The sequence below is a fragment of the Novosphingobium aquimarinum genome (assembly GCF_009746585.1).
GTDB classification, from domain to species: Bacteria; Pseudomonadota; Alphaproteobacteria; order Sphingomonadales; family Sphingomonadaceae; genus Novosphingobium; species Novosphingobium aquimarinum.
In genome coordinates this window covers 155247-172118 of record NZ_WRPO01000003.1, presented here as the reverse complement: position 1 = coordinate 172118, position 16872 = coordinate 155247, and the positions used below count along the sequence as shown (strand labels likewise).

Here is a 16872-nt window from a genome sequence, read left to right as displayed (position 1 = left end):
GTCATTTGGCTTGGAACACAATCATCCTATCATCTTCTCAACTGCTGCCCCGATCTCTCCTGCCGCATCGAGCACATGCTCGTCGTCCATATGGGCGTAGCGCGCGGTGGATTGAACGCTAGCATGGCCCAGCAACCGACCAATCATTGGCAGCGTTTCCTTGTTCATCGCCGCGTGGCTCGCGAATGTGTGCCGTAGATCGTGCACGCGCAGGCACGGCAGTCCGGCCTGTTCGCGGAATTGCCGCCAGAAAGTGTCTATGGCGCGCATGGGTCGGCGGTAAGGAGTATTCCAGAACACCCATGGGATTTTCTCATAACGCGGAATTGTATCGATAATGGCCCGCGCCTCGTTTCCCAGCCAGACCATGCGAGGCCCGGTCTTACCGTGGCGCAGCTTGATCCGGGTTCCGTGAATATCCTGCCAATGCAGGCCGAGTATTTCTCCACGCCTGCAACCGGTGAGCAATAACAGCGTTGCCGCCTTGGCTGCCAACGAACGCATGGCGTGATCGCCGTCGCGCGCTCGCGCTAGCACCAACCCAAGGCGCGCAAGTTCCTCATGCGTCAGAAACCGCTCGCATTGGCGGCGGCGGTTCATACGCACCACACGGCATGGATTGGTGTTCTCCAGCCTGTAGCCCCATGCTTCGGCCTTGTTGAGCATCAGGCTGAGCAGACCGAGCGCCATATTGGCCGCTCCCGGCCCGGTCTGGCGGTTCACCTCGGCAAACCATCTCGTGACATGCTCCTCGTTCAGTTCGTCGATAGACAGCTCCGCAAACGCATTCTGAAGGTACAAGCGGCGATAGCCGCTATTGATGTCGTAGGTTTTCGAAGACCAGCGCGACGCCCACTTTTCCCAGATCTCGTCGAGGAAATCGGTGTAGCGCGGAGCCGAGCGTATCCGCCTGCGATTTGTGGCCGGGTTCTCTCCCATCCGCGCATGGGCGAGCACCATCCGCGCCACTTGCGTTGCCTGCGTGCGCGTGAGGACCGACGCTGGTCCAAGCGTGACCGTCCGCAGCTTCCCGCCCATCCGCGTCTGCACAATGTAAACGTTCCTGCCCGACGCGTAATGACGAATGCCGAATCCATGCTCGATTGCCAGCCAAGTGGTGGTGCGCGGCTTGCCCTTTGGAATCCGGATGAAGCTGACATCGGCTCCGACCTTTGCCAGCGCGTCCTCGACCACCTGCCTGAGCGCGAGCGCAGTCATATTCGAAGGCCAATAGCTGAAGCGAGCGAACCCGACACGCGCTGGGCGGCGTCGGCTACGAACGCGTCGGCCAGGTGAGCATACTTTGCTGTGGTCTCGGGCAAAACGTGCCCAAGCAACTTGCCGATGGTCGCCAGCGGCACGTCATCCATAATAGCGGTCGAGGCGAAGCTGTGCCGGAGATCGTGAATGCGCACATCGGGGAGCGCGCAACGGCGGCGGAACTTCGACCACCACATGCCGACATTGATGGGTTTCGTGCCGGTACGATCAGGAAACACAAATGGGCAGTCTCTTCTTTGCTCAATCCCCTCGAGCACCGTGAGCGCCTGACTGTTGAGCCATATGAACTTGGGTCCGGTCTTGCTGTCAGGAAGCACAAGGCGAGGCGGCTTTACCCAGTCCCAGCGCAGCTTCTCGATCTCGCTTCGGCGCGCTCCAGTATAGAGCAGGACCCGGATGATCGCGACCTGCTCTGGGGCTTCATTCTCGCAGGCGCGCAACTCTGCACCAATACGTGCATATTCGCGCGGGGTCAGATAGCGCTCCATCGCCTGCCGCTTGTAGCGCGGCATTCCGCGACACGGGTTTGATCCCTTGCGGCGCATCCGCAGCGCCTCGGCATATTTGAGCAATGCTGCCAGAACCGGGACCGCGCGATTGAAGCGCGCTTCCTTCTCGCCTGCGCATGCATCGCGCCAGCGCACGACCTCCGCCTTTGAGACATCGGCAACGAGGACCTCGCCAAAGTGCTCGGCCAAATCAATTCTCCAAGCATTTGCATTGCGCTTCGAGGTTGATGGCTTCCAGACCCTTGCGAGATCATCGAAATGGGTCGCGACGAAATCGTTCATCGTCGGGGTCGATTTGACCACCACGCGCTTAGGCAGGCCGTCTAGCGCGGCCTCTGCCAACAGGCGTCTCGCCTGCGCTCGCGCCAGAACCGCATTGAGCTCGTCAGTTTTACCAAGCGTAATCCTGCGATGCTTGCCGCGATGCCTAAGCCGAACGAACCAGAAGTAGTTGCCGGTGGGCCGAACTCGCAATCCGAAGCCAGCCAGCTCGGTATCCCAGATGCAATATTCGTTCGTTTTTAGCGGCAACTTCCGGCGTGCGAAATTGCCATCCAGAAAGGCCCTGCGGCCCGCTTTTCTTCGCATGGGGACCATATGGCCATCGCTCATATCCGAACTGTCACCCAAAGTCCCGGAATTCTGCGAATTTGCGGGGACCAAATAGCCATCGATAGCTACCGATCTGCCAAGCGCCACATTGAACGCGCGCGCTGATTCTACTGCACTTTTTCCCATAATGGTGCGGCATGCCGCGTACGGTGTGCGGATAGAGCGGATGGCGCAGGCGATTGAGCACGACTTGGGCGACCGCGCGCTGGCCTTCCTCGGATTCGAAGCCCGCTTCGTAATAGAGCGCGGCCGTCATGCAATCGAGCGATCGCGCGGAATCGGTGGCGTCGCCCGACATGACCATCAGCGAGCGCGCGGCCGGATTGGGCAATGTCGAAAGGGGGCGAGAGGCGTTGGTCTCCACCGCCTTTTCGGGCGTGACTTCCGCGAGTGCGTCAGGATCGGCCACCGACAACTTGGCCGGATCGAACGGCGGCGCTTCGAAATAGACGCGGACCTCCGGTTCGCCGGATAAAGCCCGCCGTTCCGAGGCGGCAAACGTGATTTTCGAAGCCAGGAACGCGAGTGCGAGCCCGCCGACAACCAGCGAGATCATCAAGATCACGCGCTGCAGGCGCGCATTCCCGTCCTGGTCAGGAACCGACAGCGAATGCGACTCGCTGTTCAGTAAAAGGGCCGTGGCACTGCTCACCGTCGTTTTTCGGTCTCGCTGTCAGCCGGGGCGGTCCTACCGGACGTGCTGCCGCAAGGGTACGCGGCCTTGAAGGCGGCCATAGTGACCGAAGCGCCTTGTCCGGACCGATAATCGGGATTCGCGGCGAGGAAGGCGTTGAACACGTCGCGCAGTTCCACTTGCGTCACGGTTGCCGGCGCGCAGAACTCCGATTGACCGAGCCAGACCTCGTAGGCCTTCGTCGTATCGCGAACACCCGCCAGATAGGCGAAGCAATACGACATCGCGAAGCCGGAGGGCGCGGCGCATTGCTCGGCCAGTTTGGCAGCGGTCATGTAACCGAACGAAAGGTCATTGCCGGTGGATGGCGTCGCGGTGCTCGCTTCCGGCACCGCGCCGGCGGCCACGGGTGCGGGTTGCGCCATGGCCTGCGGGCCCGCGAGAACGAGCGCGAACAGGCAAATCGCCCAAATCGGAAGCAATCTCAATTGCGACACGCCTTTGCAGCGACTATCGTGCCATAGTGGACGAAGTCGCGCGGTGCGTCGCGGGTTTGCTGTAATATAGCCGATAATCCGTTCAAAATCACAACCTTGTCGCTGTCAGAATTCGTCAGGCGTTGCGGCTCATTACATTGCATTGCAGCATGCTGCGAGAGCCAATCGTCGAGTCACCTCGTGGCGACGGTATAGCGAGTGCGCCTGCAAGTATCGTGAACGCGCCAGCGCCAGCGCCGTTGCTGCGGCAGACTTATCGTAGGTTTCCGGTAGCTTGCGAAGGGCGGCATCCGCTTTACAGGTAGAATTCCTCAGTTTAGCTGCCTATCGTCACGCGGCTCATCGTGCGGGCGAGGTCTTGGCTCGTCCAGTGGAGCATCTGGTTTCAGCGCATCGGGCGCTAAGGTTCATGGGGCGGACTTCAGTTGAGGGAGAAGAGTTCGTGAGCCATGCTGGCGCGGGATATGCGCCGAAGCGCGTGCTGGTGACGGGGGGCGCCGGCTTCATTGGCTCGCACTTGTGCGATGCCCTGATCGAACGCGGCCACGAAGTGCTGTGCGTCGACAATTTCTACACCGGCGCGCGGCGCAACATCAGCCATCTGCTTGGACATCCCAGCTTCGAGCTGATGCGCCATGACATCACCTTTCCGCTCTACGTCGAAGTGGACGAGATCTTCAATCTCGCCTGCCCCGCCTCGCCGATCCACTATCAGAACGATCCGGTGCAGACGATCAAGACCAGCGTGGTCGGGGCGATCAACGTGCTGGGTCTGGCAAAGCGCCTGCGCATCCGCGTGCTCCAGGCTTCGACCTCGGAAGTCTACGGCGATCCGCAAATCCATCCGCAGACGGAGAATTACTGGGGCCACGTCAATCCGATCGGGCCGCGTTCGTGTTACGACGAAGGCAAGCGCAGTGCCGAGACGCTGTTCATGGATTATCACCGCCAGCACCGGCTCGACATCAAGATCCTGCGCATCTTCAATACCTACGGCCCGCGCATGGATGCCGCCGACGGCCGTGTCGTGTCGAACTTCATCGTACAGGCCCTCACCGGCGAACCCCTGACGATCTACGGCGATGGATCGCAGACGCGCTCGTTCTGCTATTATTCGGATCTCGTCGCGGGCATGCTCGCGATGATGGACACGCCAAGTGATTTCACCGGCCCCTGCAATCTCGGCAATCCGGCCGAATTTACCATGAGCGAACTTGCGCACGAAGTCCTCGAACTGACCGGATCGAAGTCGAAGCTGCAGCACATGCCCTTGCCGCAGGACGATCCCCGCCAGCGCCAGCCGGATATTTCGCTGGCGAAAGATCGGCTCGGCTGGACTCCAAAAGTGGCCTTGCGTGAGGGATTGAAGGAAACGGTGGCCTATTTCGATCGGCTGCTGAGCGATCGCTAGCATGACGGCAGACCGCGCTCCGCAAGGGGAAGCCCCGCCTGCGGCCTCGTCGCTCGTCAGCGTGGTGATTCCGACATTCGCGCGCGCCGAACTGGTGCAGCGCGCCATTCGCAGCGTGTTCGCGCAGACCCACAGCAATCTCGAAGTCATCGTCGTGATCGACGGCGACGATCCGGCGACCGAAGCAGCGCTGGCGAAGATCGAGGATCCGCGCTTCCGCTACATCGTCCACGAGGTCCAGCAAGGGGCGGGCCCGGCGCGCGATACCGGGGCGCTGGCCGCCCGCGGCGAGTGGGTCGCCTTTCTCGACGACGACGACGATTGGCTGCCGACCAAGCTCGAACGGCAACTGGCGCTCGCTCCGACGGGACGACCGGCGCTGTTGATGACGCTGTTTCGCTGCATTTCGCCCGACGGCGATCTCGTGAAGCCGGCGCGGCTTTATAAGGGCAGCGAGCCCATCGACGAATGGCTGTTCGATCGGCACAGCTGGGCGCGCGGCGGGGAGGGCATGCTGCAGACCTCGGCGCTGATGCTGCCGCGGGTGCTGTTCGATCATCTCCGCTTCAAGGACACCAAACAGCACGAGGAATGGGAACTGGCGATCCGCGCCGTGAAGGAACACGGCTGCGAATTCGTGATCGTGCCCGAGCCTTTGGTGAACTATTATGTGCCCACCAACGCGCCCTCGTTGAGCAAGACCTATACCTGGCAGCGCTCGCTCGAATGGGCGAACAGCATGTCGGGTGTGATGACGCCGCGGGCCTACGCGGGCTTTTGCCTCACCGTCGTCACCCAGGCCGTATCCTGGACCAAGCAGCCCCGCGCTTATCTCGAACTGACTCGCGCAGCCTTTGCCAAGGGACGGCCGACCGCACGGCAGATCTTCGCCTTCGCGATGATCGTCGCGACGCCGCACCGGCTGCGCCGGGCCCTGCGCGGGCTGGCCGGTCGCAAGAGCGTGCCCAATGCTTGATGGGCGATCGTGCCGGTGCCGTCTGGTGGGGGCGAGCATCTCGATCGCGTGTCTGCTGGGCGCGGTTCCGGCGCTGGGCGAGGCGGACCGCGCTGAGGCGGAGCCGCCAAAGGCGGACATCGTGGTCGTCGCGGTGGCGGGCAAGTGCCGCGTCAAGCGCGCCGGCATGCTGGTGAACAACAGGGATCTGGCCAAGCTCGGCAGCGGTTGGCCGAAGGATCGCCCGTTGCGGGTGGAAGAGCCACGCGGTGCGGATCGCAAGTGCCTGACCAGGATCGTGCTGGATCTGGAGAAGAAGGGCTTCCGCTCGTTCGTCTTCGTCGATCCGGCACCGCGCAATTAGGCAGGGCGGCGGCTGCGGTCGAGCCAGCTTGCTTGCCCCTTGGTATCTCATCGGATCAATAGACTGTGCGAGGCGTTTCGCAGTAAGGTTTAAGGCCAAGCATTTGATGTTCCACGCAGCGGGAAACCGGTTTTGAGTTTTTTGGGGTTTTTCAAGAAGGCGCGGTCTGCACCGCGCACGGCGCCTGGCACGCGGATCTATGCGATTGGCGACGTGCACGGGCGGCCCGACCTGATGCAGATGATGTTCGACGCAATCGAGCGGCGCGAGGACGAGTTGGACGAAGCCCGCACGCAGATCATCATGATCGGCGACATCGTCGATCGCGGTCCGAATTCGCGCGACGCCTTGCAGCTCCTGTTCGATCGCCAGCGGCAAATGCCCAACTTGCTGACCTTGCTGGGCAATCACGAGGAAATGCTGCTGCGCTCTTTGCGCGGCGATGAAGCCGAATTGCGCGGCTGGATGACTGTCGGCGGGGCAGAAACGGTGGCAAGCTTCGGTCTCGAACCCCTCAAGCCGGGCGAAGATGCGCTGCCTTTCGTGCTGGATCTGCAGAAAGCCGTTCCGCGCGACTGGGTCGAGTGGATGCACGCCTGGCCGCTCATGTACCAGTCGGGCGACTATTTCTTCTGTCATGCCGGCATCAAGCCGGGCGTAGCCCTGGCGCGGCAGCACCGCCGCGATCTGCTGTGGGCGCGCGAGGGTTTCATGGATGACGAGCGCTGGCATGGCGGGGTCGTCGTGCACGGTCATACGATCACTGAAACAGTGGAGATCCGCGAAAACCGCATCGGCCTCGATACCGGGGCCTATCGCAGCGGTGTGCTCAGCGCGGCCTGTTTCGACGGGACCGACGTCGATATTCTGACGGTACGCGGCGAAAGCGGCTGATCTCAGCGCGGCTTGCGCAGAAGATAATATCCGATCCGCAAGCGAATTGCCGCTTTGGTCAACTCGACGCCGAGCCTTTTGACCCCGCTTGCCATGCCTTTGATGCTGTCGGTGTCGATCGCGACGCTGCGGCGGCGAACTTGGGCCACGATCTCGAGGCCGTTGTCGCGGGCCAGCCAGTCGATGGTCTTGGCGCTGTAGGCGTTGAGATGTTCGAGCGGCTGGATCGCGCCGCTCGCTTCGGCATCGCCCGGAATATCGCGCGCGCCAGCGGTTGCGAACAAGGCGCGATCGGACAGCTTGCCGGCCCGCAAGATGCTTTCCAGATTGCCGCGATAGGGAACCGCGACCTTGAACAAACCACCGGGCGCCAGCGTTTTTGCCAGGCGCGCAAAATCGCGGCCAGGGTGGACGAGATGCTCGCAGACCTGCTCGGTATGGACGAGATCGAAGGTGTTTCCGTCAACTTCCTCGTCCTCGAGCATCTTGATGCCGAGGGCGCGGCCCAGCGTGTATTTGTCGTCGCCGATTTCAGTCGCGTAGACCTCGGCGCCCATCCCGCGCGCGACACGCGCCCAACGCCCCATTCCCATACCGTAGTCGAGCACGCGAATGGCGTGGATCGGCTTGTTCATGTGGTGAAAGATCGTCGCAAACTCGCCCGAAATACGTTGGAAGTTATCCAGCGTAAGCAGACTTCGTTCGTATTGCTCGAGCGCCTCCGAGCTAATCATCCGGGTATAGATTTCCTCGAGAAGCGCATCGCCCGGAACGTTGCTTTGGTAGATCAGGTCACACCGCGGGCAATGGTGAACTTCAAATTCCGCGTCTGCCAGCAAGGACCAGTCCACGACGCCTTGCTCCGCGTAATTCGAAGAGACCAGCGACTTGACGGGATCGTCCTGATACGAGCAGCGATAGATCTGCTCGCAATCAGCGGCCCCGCAAACCGGGCAGGTGTGTCTCGCCACGAACATCGAAGCGAGCGGCGCATCTTTCTTATTCGACGATGCGGTAAGGGGTCTGGTGGCATCTCTCAAATTCATTAGCGGGCGAATGTTCTCGTTCTCACGCGTTTTAGTTTTAGCCGGATCACGACCATAGTCATCAACCAGCCCGGAATGAGCGCTGCAATGGTCCAGACCGGCAACCCCGCCAAGATGATCGCTATCACGCCAGCTAAGTTAATAATGCCGGCCCACACATTTGCACGCGCCAGAAACTGATACTCGTTTCCTGCTTGCATAACAACGATTTCAGGGACTTGCGCCAGGATGACAAATTGTAACAGCGCCCAAAGAACCGCGGCTAGCCTTAACGTGCCGAGATCGTAGTCGGCGGGGAAGACCAGGCCCGGCCGGATCATCAGGATCGCAGCCCCGGCCGCAACCGTCCCAAACCACACCAAAAACAGCGCCATGCGCATCCAGTGAATCGTCCGATCGAGAGCGTCGGGCTGCCTGGAATGGAGATGCCGCACGAACTGCGGCCGCTCGTATTCGATCAGGGCACCCTGAACCACCAGCATCGGTCGCACGAGCAGCGCACTGGCGGCGATCGGCGCGACGGCTGCGGCGCCGATGAAGGCGGTGAGCAGATAGATATGCGCGTTCGCCGCGGCTTCTGCGGCTGCCACCGCGGCAAGCGACCAGCGTGACTGGCCATCCCATGTCCGCTTGAAACGCCGCAGCCGGCTGGGTCGGGCCCGGGCGAGCAGGGTCCGATAGCCGCGTCCCAATCCCGCCAGCGCGGCCAGCCCCGCCAGCGCCAGCGCGGCAAACGTCGCATGGACCGGTCGCACATTCAGGATGAAGACGGCCGTTGCCAACGACAGCAGGACGATCACCGCATAGGATGCGTCCGATGCAGCGACGTGCCGCGGTCGCGCCACCGAGTACGTCCAGGCGCGCCCGTACTGCCGCAGGATCGTGAACGCCACGAACACCGCGTAGAATAAGGCAGGAGCGCCTTCGAAGTCGAGCGCCATGGCCAACAGCGCGAACAGCGGAATGGCCAGGATGGCAGCGGCGACGGCAGCCGAACTGATGGCATCGGTGGTGGCGGTGCGGGCCTGCGGATCGGTGTCCTGCAATGTCTGCACGGGCGCGCCGAACAGCGCGCTCGACAGCGATCCAGTGAACATCGCGGCGGCAAACAGGATAGTAAAGGTGCCGAAGCTGTGCGGATCCTCGAGCCGCAGCATCGAGAATGACACGCAAAAATGGGCGACCGAAACCAGGATCGGCCCGGCCGCCGCGAGAACGTAGCGGCGCGAACGGACGATATGGGCCGAAGCGCCCCGGCTCACTGCCGCGGCGTGCAGATGAAGATCGTCTCGCCGCGCTCCAGACCGTAGCGGCTGACTTCGGGCTCCTTCGCCACGTCGGTGGTGAGATCGAAGCCCGCCCGATCGAGCCGATCGCGGAAATCGCGCCCGTAAAGGCGCAAGTGGTCCTTCTGGTTGAAATGGAGATCGCGACCGGCTTCGCTGTCGATCGAGGGGTCTTCGTAAGTCTCGTCCCAGGCTTCGAACATGGGCACCGACATCAGCGCCCGCCCGCCGGGCTTCAGCACGCGCCGGATCTCGCGCAGCGCGCGGGCATCGTCGGGGACGTGCTCCAGCACGTTGTGCACGATCACAGTATCGAACGTGGCATCGGGAAAGGCGATGTCCTGCAGATCGATCACGACTTCATCGTTCTTGGGCATGTAGTCGGCGCGGACATAGTTGCCGCCGGTTCGCGCCAGCTGCGCGGCATAGCGCTTGGCAAAGCAGGGTTCCGGGGCGAAATGCAGCACCGTGGCGCCGTCCAGCCATTCGGGATGGCGCAGCACGAGCAACTGATGCTGGCGGTGCCGGCCGACCGACCGGCAGCTCGGGCACTGGCCGTCGATCACTATTGGCTGGCGGCCCTTGGCCCAGAACAGACCTTTGTAGCCGCAGATCGGGCACTCGCGCGGATAGCGGCCGCGCACATCGCGGAACGCGTGTGCCCCGGCCTCGAACAGCACGAGCTGGTCGATCAGCTTTCTCGGCAACAGCGTTTTCAAACGCCCCCGCACGGCTCTGCCCAACATGATTGTGCCAATCCCTCAATAGTTAAGCGCAATTACTGAAGGTGGGTCCTATGCCGCAGGCCTTCGCGGAAGTCACACCTTTAGCGTCACACGCGGCGAAGTTGTAGCCGGCTTGTTCTGCGTCCTCGGGGCACAGTTAACAGAGCGAAGCACGCGGCTATTGTTCGTCGTTTATGCGATCCGATTTCGAAATAACGATCAATAGCCGAGCCGATGCATCGCATCCGTTGCAGTATTGGCATTTAGTATCCCAAGACGGCGCCGGCGGCGCAATCTTCGCTGGATTGACCGTGGCATTTGCGCTCTCTAACACCACAAGCATGGCGACTGGCCGAACGCGATTTCCGGCGACACGCGCCTTCCCGGCATCACGCGATTATTCCGACCTCGTGCAGATCGCGAGTTGCGGCCTCGTGGTTGCCTCCCTGATCGCGATGGTGGTGCTCGCTTTTCAGCGGGGGCCGTGGCTGGACGAATTCTGGACCGTCTGGATGGCCGAGCCTTCGTTGTCGCTGAGCGAGGCCTATGCGCAGCGCTGGTCCACCGATCTGCATCCGCCGCTTTATTATGCCAGTGTCTGGCTGTTCCGGCAGGGGCTGGGCGACGAGATCGCATGGTTGCGCTTCGTCAACGTCCTGCCGCTGCTGCCGCTTGTGCCCAGCGTGTATCTCTGGCTGCGCAACACCCGGCGCGACACCTGGCTGGCGATCTTCGCGGTGCTGGTGGCGAGTTGCCCTTATACCATCGCGAACTTTGCCGAGCTGCGTTCCTACTTCGCGATCATCGCGCTGACGGCGGCGCTGGTCATCCTGCTGAAACTGTTCGATCGCGAACACGAACTCGCGCCGCGCGAGCGCGGATGGCTACGCGCCCAGATAGCCGTGACGATCCTGATCGCGCTCAACGTGCACTTCCTCTCGTCCGCGATCATCGCGGCGCGAATCGGGCTGGAAATGCTGCGGGCGCTGCTTCGCCGCAACTGGTCGGGGCTTGCCGTTCTGGCCATTCCCTCGGCGATCGGAGCGCTCGTGCTCACGATCACTTTCGCGCTGCAGATGGGGCGCACCGAGTTCTACACCTTCTACCCGGCGACGTTCCTCGATTGCGTGGTCATCGTCGGCGCGGGCGTCGCGCTCGGCCTGGTGCTCAACCCGGGAGTCGACCTCGCCATTGCCCGCACGCTCTTGCGGCATCGCGTTGGCGCGCTGCGCGATGCGGGGTGGAGTTTCGCCGCGCTGGCGATTGGAGCGCTGGGCATTCTCGTTTACAGCACGCTGAGCGGGTCGCTCACCTTGCGGTATACCTTCGTCCTGATCCCGCTTGCCGCCGACCTCGCTGCCGACCTGGCAAAGCAGGGCCTTGCGCAGAGCCGGTTGCAAGTGCTGCTGTTTGTTCTGGGCGCGATCGCGCTTCAGCTGTTCACGGTGGTGCACGAATCGGCGAACAAGCGCTGGCTGCTGCTCGCCGACCAGATCGCTGCCATCACGCGGGACTGCCCCGGCACCCAAGTCATCGGTATCGACCAGCATGCGCTTCACCCCGACGACGAGCAGCGCCCGGTCTCCGGCTGGATCGGGGTATTCGATTCGGGCTATCGCTGGGTCGCATCGCGCCACGGGTTCACGGTGGAGACGACCGGGCGGGATGCGGATACGATCGCGCGGGCTTCGAGTTGCCCGACCCTCGTTTGGGCCGAACACGATTTCAATGATATTCCCGATCCCTTCGAACTCGTGCGTCGCGCGAGGATCCGGTTCGAGGGCGGTACGCCGCAGCTCATCGAACAGCGCCGCCTTCCGCACCAGCAACTGCTCGTGTTTCGCAACCCGGGCAGCGGCGTGGCCGATCCCACGACGGCCCGCTAGAGACGCGAAGGATATGGATCGGCCTTCGTCGCACAACACCGCGCTTCGACACCTGCTGGTGGTGCTGGCCGGGGCATTGCTGCTGCTGATCCCGGGCTTGCTCAACCAGGAGCCGTTTCTCTACCGCGATACTACGACTTATTACAAAGGCGCGGAAACCGGCATCGTGCGCTTGCTGGGCGATCGGTTCTCGCTTGGCGAGCCAGCGCTCGCGGATCCCGCGACTGTCGATCCGGCCCGTAACTTGCCGACAGTGGATGGCGGGGCGCTGACGTCGGTCGACGACGGTGTCGTTATCGCGGGGCGCTCGGTTTACTACGGCGTGCTGGTCTACGCCGCGCTTTGGCTGGGATCGCTGTTCTATCTGGCGGCACTGCAAGCGCTGATCGTCTCCTATGTCGTGCACGCCTTCTTCCGGGTCTTGATGCCGCAAGCGCTCACGCTGTTCCTTCCGCTGCTGGCCTTACTCTCGCTGGCGACTCCGCTCGGCTATTTCACCAACTTGATCATGCCCGATATCTTGGCGGGCGCGGCGATCGTGATCGTGGCGATCCTGCTCACGCGGTTTGCAGTGCTGGGCCTGTTCGATCGGGTGTGCCTGCTCGCTATTCTGGTGCTCGCGCTGCTGGGGCACAGCAGCCATCTGCTGCTCGTCGGGCTGATGCTGGGTCTCGGAATCGTGCTGGTGGCCCGGCACGGATGGCGGCGGCTGCGCGATCCGGCGCTCCTCCTGATCGCAAGCGCGCTGCTGGTCGGCTTTGCGGGTGAGCAGGCGTTCAACTTTGCGGCGCGGCAGATGCTGGGTTCGGCGCCGCTGCGCTTGCCGCATCTTTCCGCGCATCTCGTCGAAATGGGGCCGGGGACAGAGTACCTCGACGAGCATTGCCCCGAAGCGGGCTTCGCGATCTGTGCCGACCGCGCCAAGTTCCCGATCGTCTGGACCAACTTCCTGTTCAATCCCGATCCGCGCAACGGCGTGTTTGCGGTGGCCGATGCGCCGCGCAAGCGCGCGATCAGCGACGAGCAAGTGCGCTTCGCATTCGCCGTGCTCGCGGACCGTCCGCTAGAAACGATGGGCGGGTTTTCGCTGTCGTTCCTGGAGCAGCTCGGCCGCTTCAAGCTCGACGAGTTGTATTATGATGCGGACTCCTTTCAGACGTTCGCAACGCGATTGCCGGCTTCCGAATTCCGCCGCGTGGCCCGCTCGGCTGCCGCCGGCCACGGTGTCATCGAGGATTGGCTGACCGGGAGCACGTACCTCGTGGTGCTCGCAAGCCTCGCCATCATAGCGGCAATGCAATGGCGCTTATGGCGGTCACAGCGCGCGATCGGTGGAGACTTGATCACCGCGTCCTGGCTGATCCTGTTCGGCGTCGTCGCAAACGCGGCGGTCTGCGGGATCATTGCCTCGCCCTTCGATCGATTTCAGGCGCGCGTGATCTGGCTCGTCCCGCTCGCGGCGTTGGCGCTCGCGATGGCCTGGCGCGGGCAGTCCCGGATCAGTGCCGCTCGCGAAACGTCACCAGCAGATTGACCGAAAAGTTGACCGCGAACGCCACGCCGATGCCCAGCACTTTCGCCCAGGGCGGGGCAAGCGCGAACAGATAGGCGGCGGCGCTGGTGACTCCGGTGTTGACCGCGAGCCCCAGCAGCGAAGCCAGCGCGAAGGACGCGAACCGGCTCCAGCTCAACGCATGGGCGAAGACGATCCGGCTGGCCGCGACATAGTGGAACAGCATCGCGACGAGGAAACTGGCGGCGGCGGCGACCACCAGCGGCCACCCGAGGCGAGAAAGCAGCAGGAAGCCGCCCAGATCGACGATCGCGGCGAGCCCGCCGGTGCAGACGTATCGCGCGAGCTTTTCGGGAACCGAGCGCAAGTGGCTCAGCCAAGCAGCGGCGCGAACACCGCGTCGTCGAAGTGGCGGAAGGTGGTGACCCCGGGGATCGGTCGGCGCGATTTGATCAGGCAGGCGGTGCCGGCGCGCTGGGCGGCCAGGCCGTCGCGTTCAAGGCGGTCGCCGATCATGATCGTTTCGTGCGGGGCGGCGCCGGCGCGTTCCATCAGCCAGAGCAGCCCCGAAGGATCGGGCTTGAGCCGAACCCCGTTCGCATCTCCGGCGCAAGCGATGTGATCGGCCTCCAGTTCCAGCGCGGCCAGCTTCGCCGCCACCGGATAGTCGGAGTGGACCGCGATCGTGCGGCCACTTCGGCGAATGCCGGCGAACAGCTCGGCAAGCTGCGCGAACCGGTATCGCCGCAAGTGTCGCAAGGGACGGGTCTCGATCCATTCGCTGACGAGCACAGCGACATCATCGGGCGGGGTTGACGTTGCCAAAGCCACGGCCTCGCGCAGCTCGCTTTCGAAGTCGGCGAGGTTTCGTTCGGCCCATTCCTCCCGCAACCTGCGGTATCTCGCCAGCGTGCGAAGCGTCTTCGTCTGTCGGCTCGCGAGCGCATCGCGCGCCAGCTCGAAAGCCATGCGGCGGCGCAAGGGCCGCTGATCGTATAGCGTGCCGTCGAGATCGAACACGATCAGCCGGATCGCATCCCAATTGCCCGCGAATGGCGCGGTCATCGCAGCGTGATGTAATGCTGGCTGGTCAGCGTCTCGAGCGCCGGAATGTCGATGAAGGTCGCGCCCACGAACAGCACGCCGAGCAGCGCCACGAGTCCCATCAGGATCGTCTCGCGATAGAGTTTCTCCGGGCTCTGCGCCGCGGACTCGGGCTTCATCGACAAGGCGAGGTAATGCACGAACAGCGCGGCCAGCACCGGGAAGCAGACGATGTATTCGATCCGGTATTTCACCAGAAAGATGGCCATGAAGAACGAGGACAGCAGCGCGTAGAGGAAGCACGACGCCGTCAGCGAGATTTCGGTATAGCCGGCGAAACTGGCGCGGTAGCGGACCAGCAGCTCGGTTCCGTGCGAGGCGGCGAGCTGGCGATATTCGGACAATCGTTTCGCGGCCATCAGGAAGGCGCCGCCCGTCCAGTAGGCGAGCAGGATCGACGAGGGGGGGATCGTCGCCGGATCGATCATAGACCAGCCGATCATGAAGCGCAGCGGGTTGTTCACCGCTTCCGACACCACGTCGATATAGGCGCGATCCTTCGAGCGGACCGGCGGCACGTTGTAGACCAGGCCCTGCAGCGCGAAGATCGCTGCCAGCCACAGCGTGATCGTGCTGCACACCGCGGCCAGCGCCAGTCCCACCACCACGAACAGCAGCCATTCGGCAAACACCAGTTCGCCGCGCAATTCGCGCTGGACTGCGGCGCGCGTGGACTTGGTGGGATGGAGCCGGTCGAAGTCGCGGTCGAGCCATTCGTTGATGACGTAATTGGCCGAAGCGATGCAGACCACCGCGCCGAACCCCGTCACCAGCGAGAGGACGATATCCTGCGCGATCGGCCCGCGCAGGAGCAGCGCCAGCAGGATCCCGGGCACGACGAAGATATGCTTGGTCGCATGATCGAAGCGCGCGATGGCGAGATAGTCTGCAAACCGACCATGGCTTGCCGGGGCAATTTCGGAATCCGGCTTGATCGCTGCGTCCTTCCCGACCGAGTAGATTTCCTTAGTAGCCTCCTGATGGAGAACTCCCTGGAAAACCGCCAGTCCTTTTTGTCCTGGAGCAGTCGCAAGTCTCGGGCACCACGTGTAAAAGCCTTGCCGATGGCCTTGCGGATAGCTTAGGGATTCACACGCATTTCGTGGAGGAGCCTCGGGGCTGCGGTCGGTGTCGGGGGACACGCATTTCGTGCGAAAATTGATTTCGATCGTCGTCCCTTGTTACAACGAGGAAGAGGTTCTCAAGGAGACGCTCCCCAGCCTCGATCGGCTTTGCGACAGTCAGCCGGGCTTCGACTTCGAGATCGTCTATGTCGACGATGGTTCGCGCGACGCCACATTCGAGCTTCTGTGCGAAGCGGCACGTGCCGATCCCCGCCTGCGCGTCATCCGTTTCGCCCGCAATTTCGGCCACCAGATCGCAGTGACTGCGGGCATCGACGCGACGCGCGGCGACGCCGTGGTGCTGATCGATGCCGATCTGCAGGATCCGCCCGAAGTCGTGAACGACATGATCGCGAAATGGCAGGAAGGCTACGACGTCGTTTACGGCATGCGCATGTCGCGGGCCGGCGAAAGCACGTTCAAACTGGCCACCGCGCGGGGCTTCTACCGGCTGCTCAACCGCTTGTCGGAAGTGGAGATTCCGCTGGATACCGGGGACTTCCGCCTGATGAGCCGCCCGGTCGTGGACGTGCTCAAGGCCATGCCCGAGCGGCATCGCTTCGTGCGCGGCATGGTGGCCTGGATCGGGTTTCGGCAAATTGCGCTGCCTTACGTGCGGGTCGAGCGCGTCGCCGGGACGTCCAAGTACCCGCTGCGCAAGATGCTGCGCTTCGCCATCGACGGGATCCTGTCGTTTTCGACCAAGCCGCTGCAATTGTCGGTGGCGCTCGGCCTGATTGCGGCGACGCTGGCCATTCTCGGGATCTTCTACGCGCTGGCTTTGCGGGTCTTCACCTCGATCTGGGTCGAAGGCTGGACGGCGCTGATGATCGCGGTGCTGTTCATCGGCGGGGTCCAGCTTTTCTCGCTCGGAATCCTGGGCGAATACGTCGGCCGGATCTACAGCGAAGTGAAGCGCCGCCCGCTCTACGTCGTCGGCGAGCGCGTCGGTTTCGACGACGAGCGCGGCGCCGCGACCGTCACGGAGATCAACCGCCCGACCGCCACGAACCCCGAGCGCGCCGAATGAC

17 protein-coding genes are annotated in these 16872 nt (G+C 63.0%); 7 read left to right on the top strand and 10 right to left on the bottom strand.

Going from position 1 to position 16872, the window contains the following annotated elements; genetic code table 11:
* Nucleotides 1-21: 21 nt before the first annotated feature.
* Genes GQO94_RS04860 through GQO94_RS04845 form a run of 4 tightly spaced genes read right to left on the bottom strand, consistent with a single transcriptional unit; the run spans nt 22 to nt 3524 of the window.
* Nucleotides 22-1218, bottom strand: coding sequence for a site-specific integrase (locus GQO94_RS04860; RefSeq protein ID WP_156840037.1), 1197 nt, complete (start codon nt 1216-1218; stop codon nt 22-24).
* Nucleotides 1215-2402 carry a site-specific integrase gene (locus tag GQO94_RS04855; RefSeq protein ID WP_232332779.1) on the bottom strand — a complete coding sequence of 396 codons (1188 nt, stop codon included), beginning with the start codon at nt 2400-2402 and terminating at the stop codon, nt 1215-1217. Before GQO94_RS04855 ends, GQO94_RS04860 begins: the two co-directional genes overlap by 4 nt.
* A gap of 10 nt (nt 2403-2412) precedes the next feature.
* Nucleotides 2413-3054, bottom strand: a complete 642-nt coding sequence (locus GQO94_RS04850; protein WP_232332778.1) for a cell wall hydrolase — start codon at nt 3052-3054, stop codon at nt 2413-2415.
* Complete coding sequence (locus tag GQO94_RS04845) at nt 3051-3524, bottom strand: Rap1a/Tai family immunity protein (protein WP_156840036.1); 474 nt, start codon at nt 3522-3524, stop codon at nt 3051-3053. The genes GQO94_RS04850 and GQO94_RS04845 overlap by 4 nt, the downstream gene beginning before the upstream one ends.
* A 451-nt stretch (nt 3525-3975) precedes the next feature.
* Here GQO94_RS04845 and GQO94_RS04840 point away from each other — a divergent pair, with 451 nt between their 5' ends.
* The 4 genes from GQO94_RS04840 to GQO94_RS04825 all read left to right on the top strand — a co-directional run bounded on the left by GQO94_RS04840 (nt 3976) and on the right by GQO94_RS04825 (nt 7157).
* Nucleotides 3976-4944 carry a UDP-glucuronic acid decarboxylase family protein gene (locus GQO94_RS04840; RefSeq protein ID WP_232332777.1) on the top strand — a complete coding sequence of 323 codons (969 nt, stop codon included), beginning with the start codon at nt 3976-3978 and terminating at the stop codon, nt 4942-4944.
* Between the two features lies 1 nt (nt 4945).
* Nucleotides 4946-5920 (top strand): glycosyltransferase family 2 protein, encoded by a 975-nt coding sequence (locus GQO94_RS04835; RefSeq protein ID WP_156840034.1) that lies wholly within the window; start codon nt 4946-4948, stop codon nt 5918-5920.
* Nucleotides 5913-6263 carry a hypothetical protein gene (locus GQO94_RS04830; protein ID WP_156840033.1) on the top strand — a complete coding sequence of 117 codons (351 nt, stop codon included), beginning with the start codon at nt 5913-5915 and terminating at the stop codon, nt 6261-6263. Before GQO94_RS04835 ends, GQO94_RS04830 begins: the two co-directional genes overlap by 8 nt.
* A 132-nt stretch (nt 6264-6395) precedes the next feature.
* Nucleotides 6396-7157 carry a metallophosphoesterase gene (locus tag GQO94_RS04825; RefSeq protein WP_156840032.1) on the top strand — a complete coding sequence of 254 codons (762 nt, stop codon included), beginning with the start codon at nt 6396-6398 and terminating at the stop codon, nt 7155-7157.
* A 2-nt stretch (nt 7158-7159) separates the two neighbouring features.
* Here the strand turns inward: GQO94_RS04825 and GQO94_RS04820 are convergent, their stop codons facing one another.
* The 3 genes from GQO94_RS04820 to GQO94_RS04810 all read right to left on the bottom strand — a co-directional run bounded on the left by GQO94_RS04820 (nt 7160) and on the right by GQO94_RS04810 (nt 10196).
* Complete coding sequence (locus GQO94_RS04820) at nt 7160-8134, bottom strand: class I SAM-dependent methyltransferase (protein WP_198045800.1); 975 nt, start codon at nt 8132-8134, stop codon at nt 7160-7162.
* A gap of 68 nt (nt 8135-8202) precedes the next feature.
* The gene (locus tag GQO94_RS04815; RefSeq protein ID WP_156840030.1) at nt 8203-9360 is read right to left on the bottom strand and encodes a hypothetical protein; all 1158 of its coding nucleotides are present in this window, start codon (nt 9358-9360) and stop codon (nt 8203-8205) included.
* Nucleotides 9361-9461: 101 nt separating this feature from the next.
* On the bottom strand, nt 9462-10196 hold the full coding sequence (locus GQO94_RS04810; RefSeq protein WP_198045799.1) for a methyltransferase domain-containing protein: 735 nt from the start codon (nt 10194-10196) through the stop codon (nt 9462-9464).
* Between the two features lie 359 nt (nt 10197-10555).
* On the opposite strand from GQO94_RS04810, the gene GQO94_RS04805 reads away from it, so the two are divergent.
* Both GQO94_RS04805 and GQO94_RS04800 read left to right on the top strand, forming a co-directional pair.
* Entirely contained in the window at nt 10556-12100 is a 1545-nt protein-coding gene (locus tag GQO94_RS04805; RefSeq protein ID WP_156840028.1) for a hypothetical protein, read from the top strand.
* 13 nt (nt 12101-12113) lie between these two features.
* Nucleotides 12114-13634: a hypothetical protein gene (locus GQO94_RS04800; RefSeq protein ID WP_156840027.1), complete on the top strand. Its 1521-nt coding sequence runs from the start codon at nt 12114-12116 to the stop codon at nt 13632-13634.
* Here GQO94_RS04800 and GQO94_RS04795 read toward each other — a convergent pair.
* From GQO94_RS04795 to GQO94_RS04785, 3 genes are read right to left on the bottom strand one after another with little or no spacing between them, the layout of a single operon-like run.
* Entirely contained in the window at nt 13600-13980 is a 381-nt protein-coding gene (locus tag GQO94_RS04795; protein WP_198045798.1) for a GtrA family protein, read from the bottom strand. The two genes, GQO94_RS04800 and GQO94_RS04795, sit on opposite strands and share 35 nt — an antisense overlap.
* Nucleotides 13981-13985: 5 nt before the next feature.
* A complete protein-coding gene (locus tag GQO94_RS04790) occupies nt 13986-14678 on the bottom strand; it encodes an HAD family hydrolase (RefSeq protein WP_156840025.1) in 693 nt (230 codons plus the stop codon).
* A complete protein-coding gene (locus tag GQO94_RS04785; RefSeq protein WP_198045797.1) occupies nt 14675-15553 on the bottom strand; it encodes a UbiA family prenyltransferase in 879 nt (292 codons plus the stop codon). Before GQO94_RS04785 ends, GQO94_RS04790 begins: the two co-directional genes overlap by 4 nt.
* Before the next feature lie 313 nt (nt 15554-15866).
* Between GQO94_RS04785 and GQO94_RS04780 the strand changes: the two genes are divergently transcribed.
* A complete protein-coding gene (locus GQO94_RS04780) occupies nt 15867-16871 on the top strand; it encodes a glycosyltransferase family 2 protein (protein ID WP_156840024.1) in 1005 nt (334 codons plus the stop codon).
* The last annotated feature ends 1 nt before the right edge of the window (nt 16872 follow it).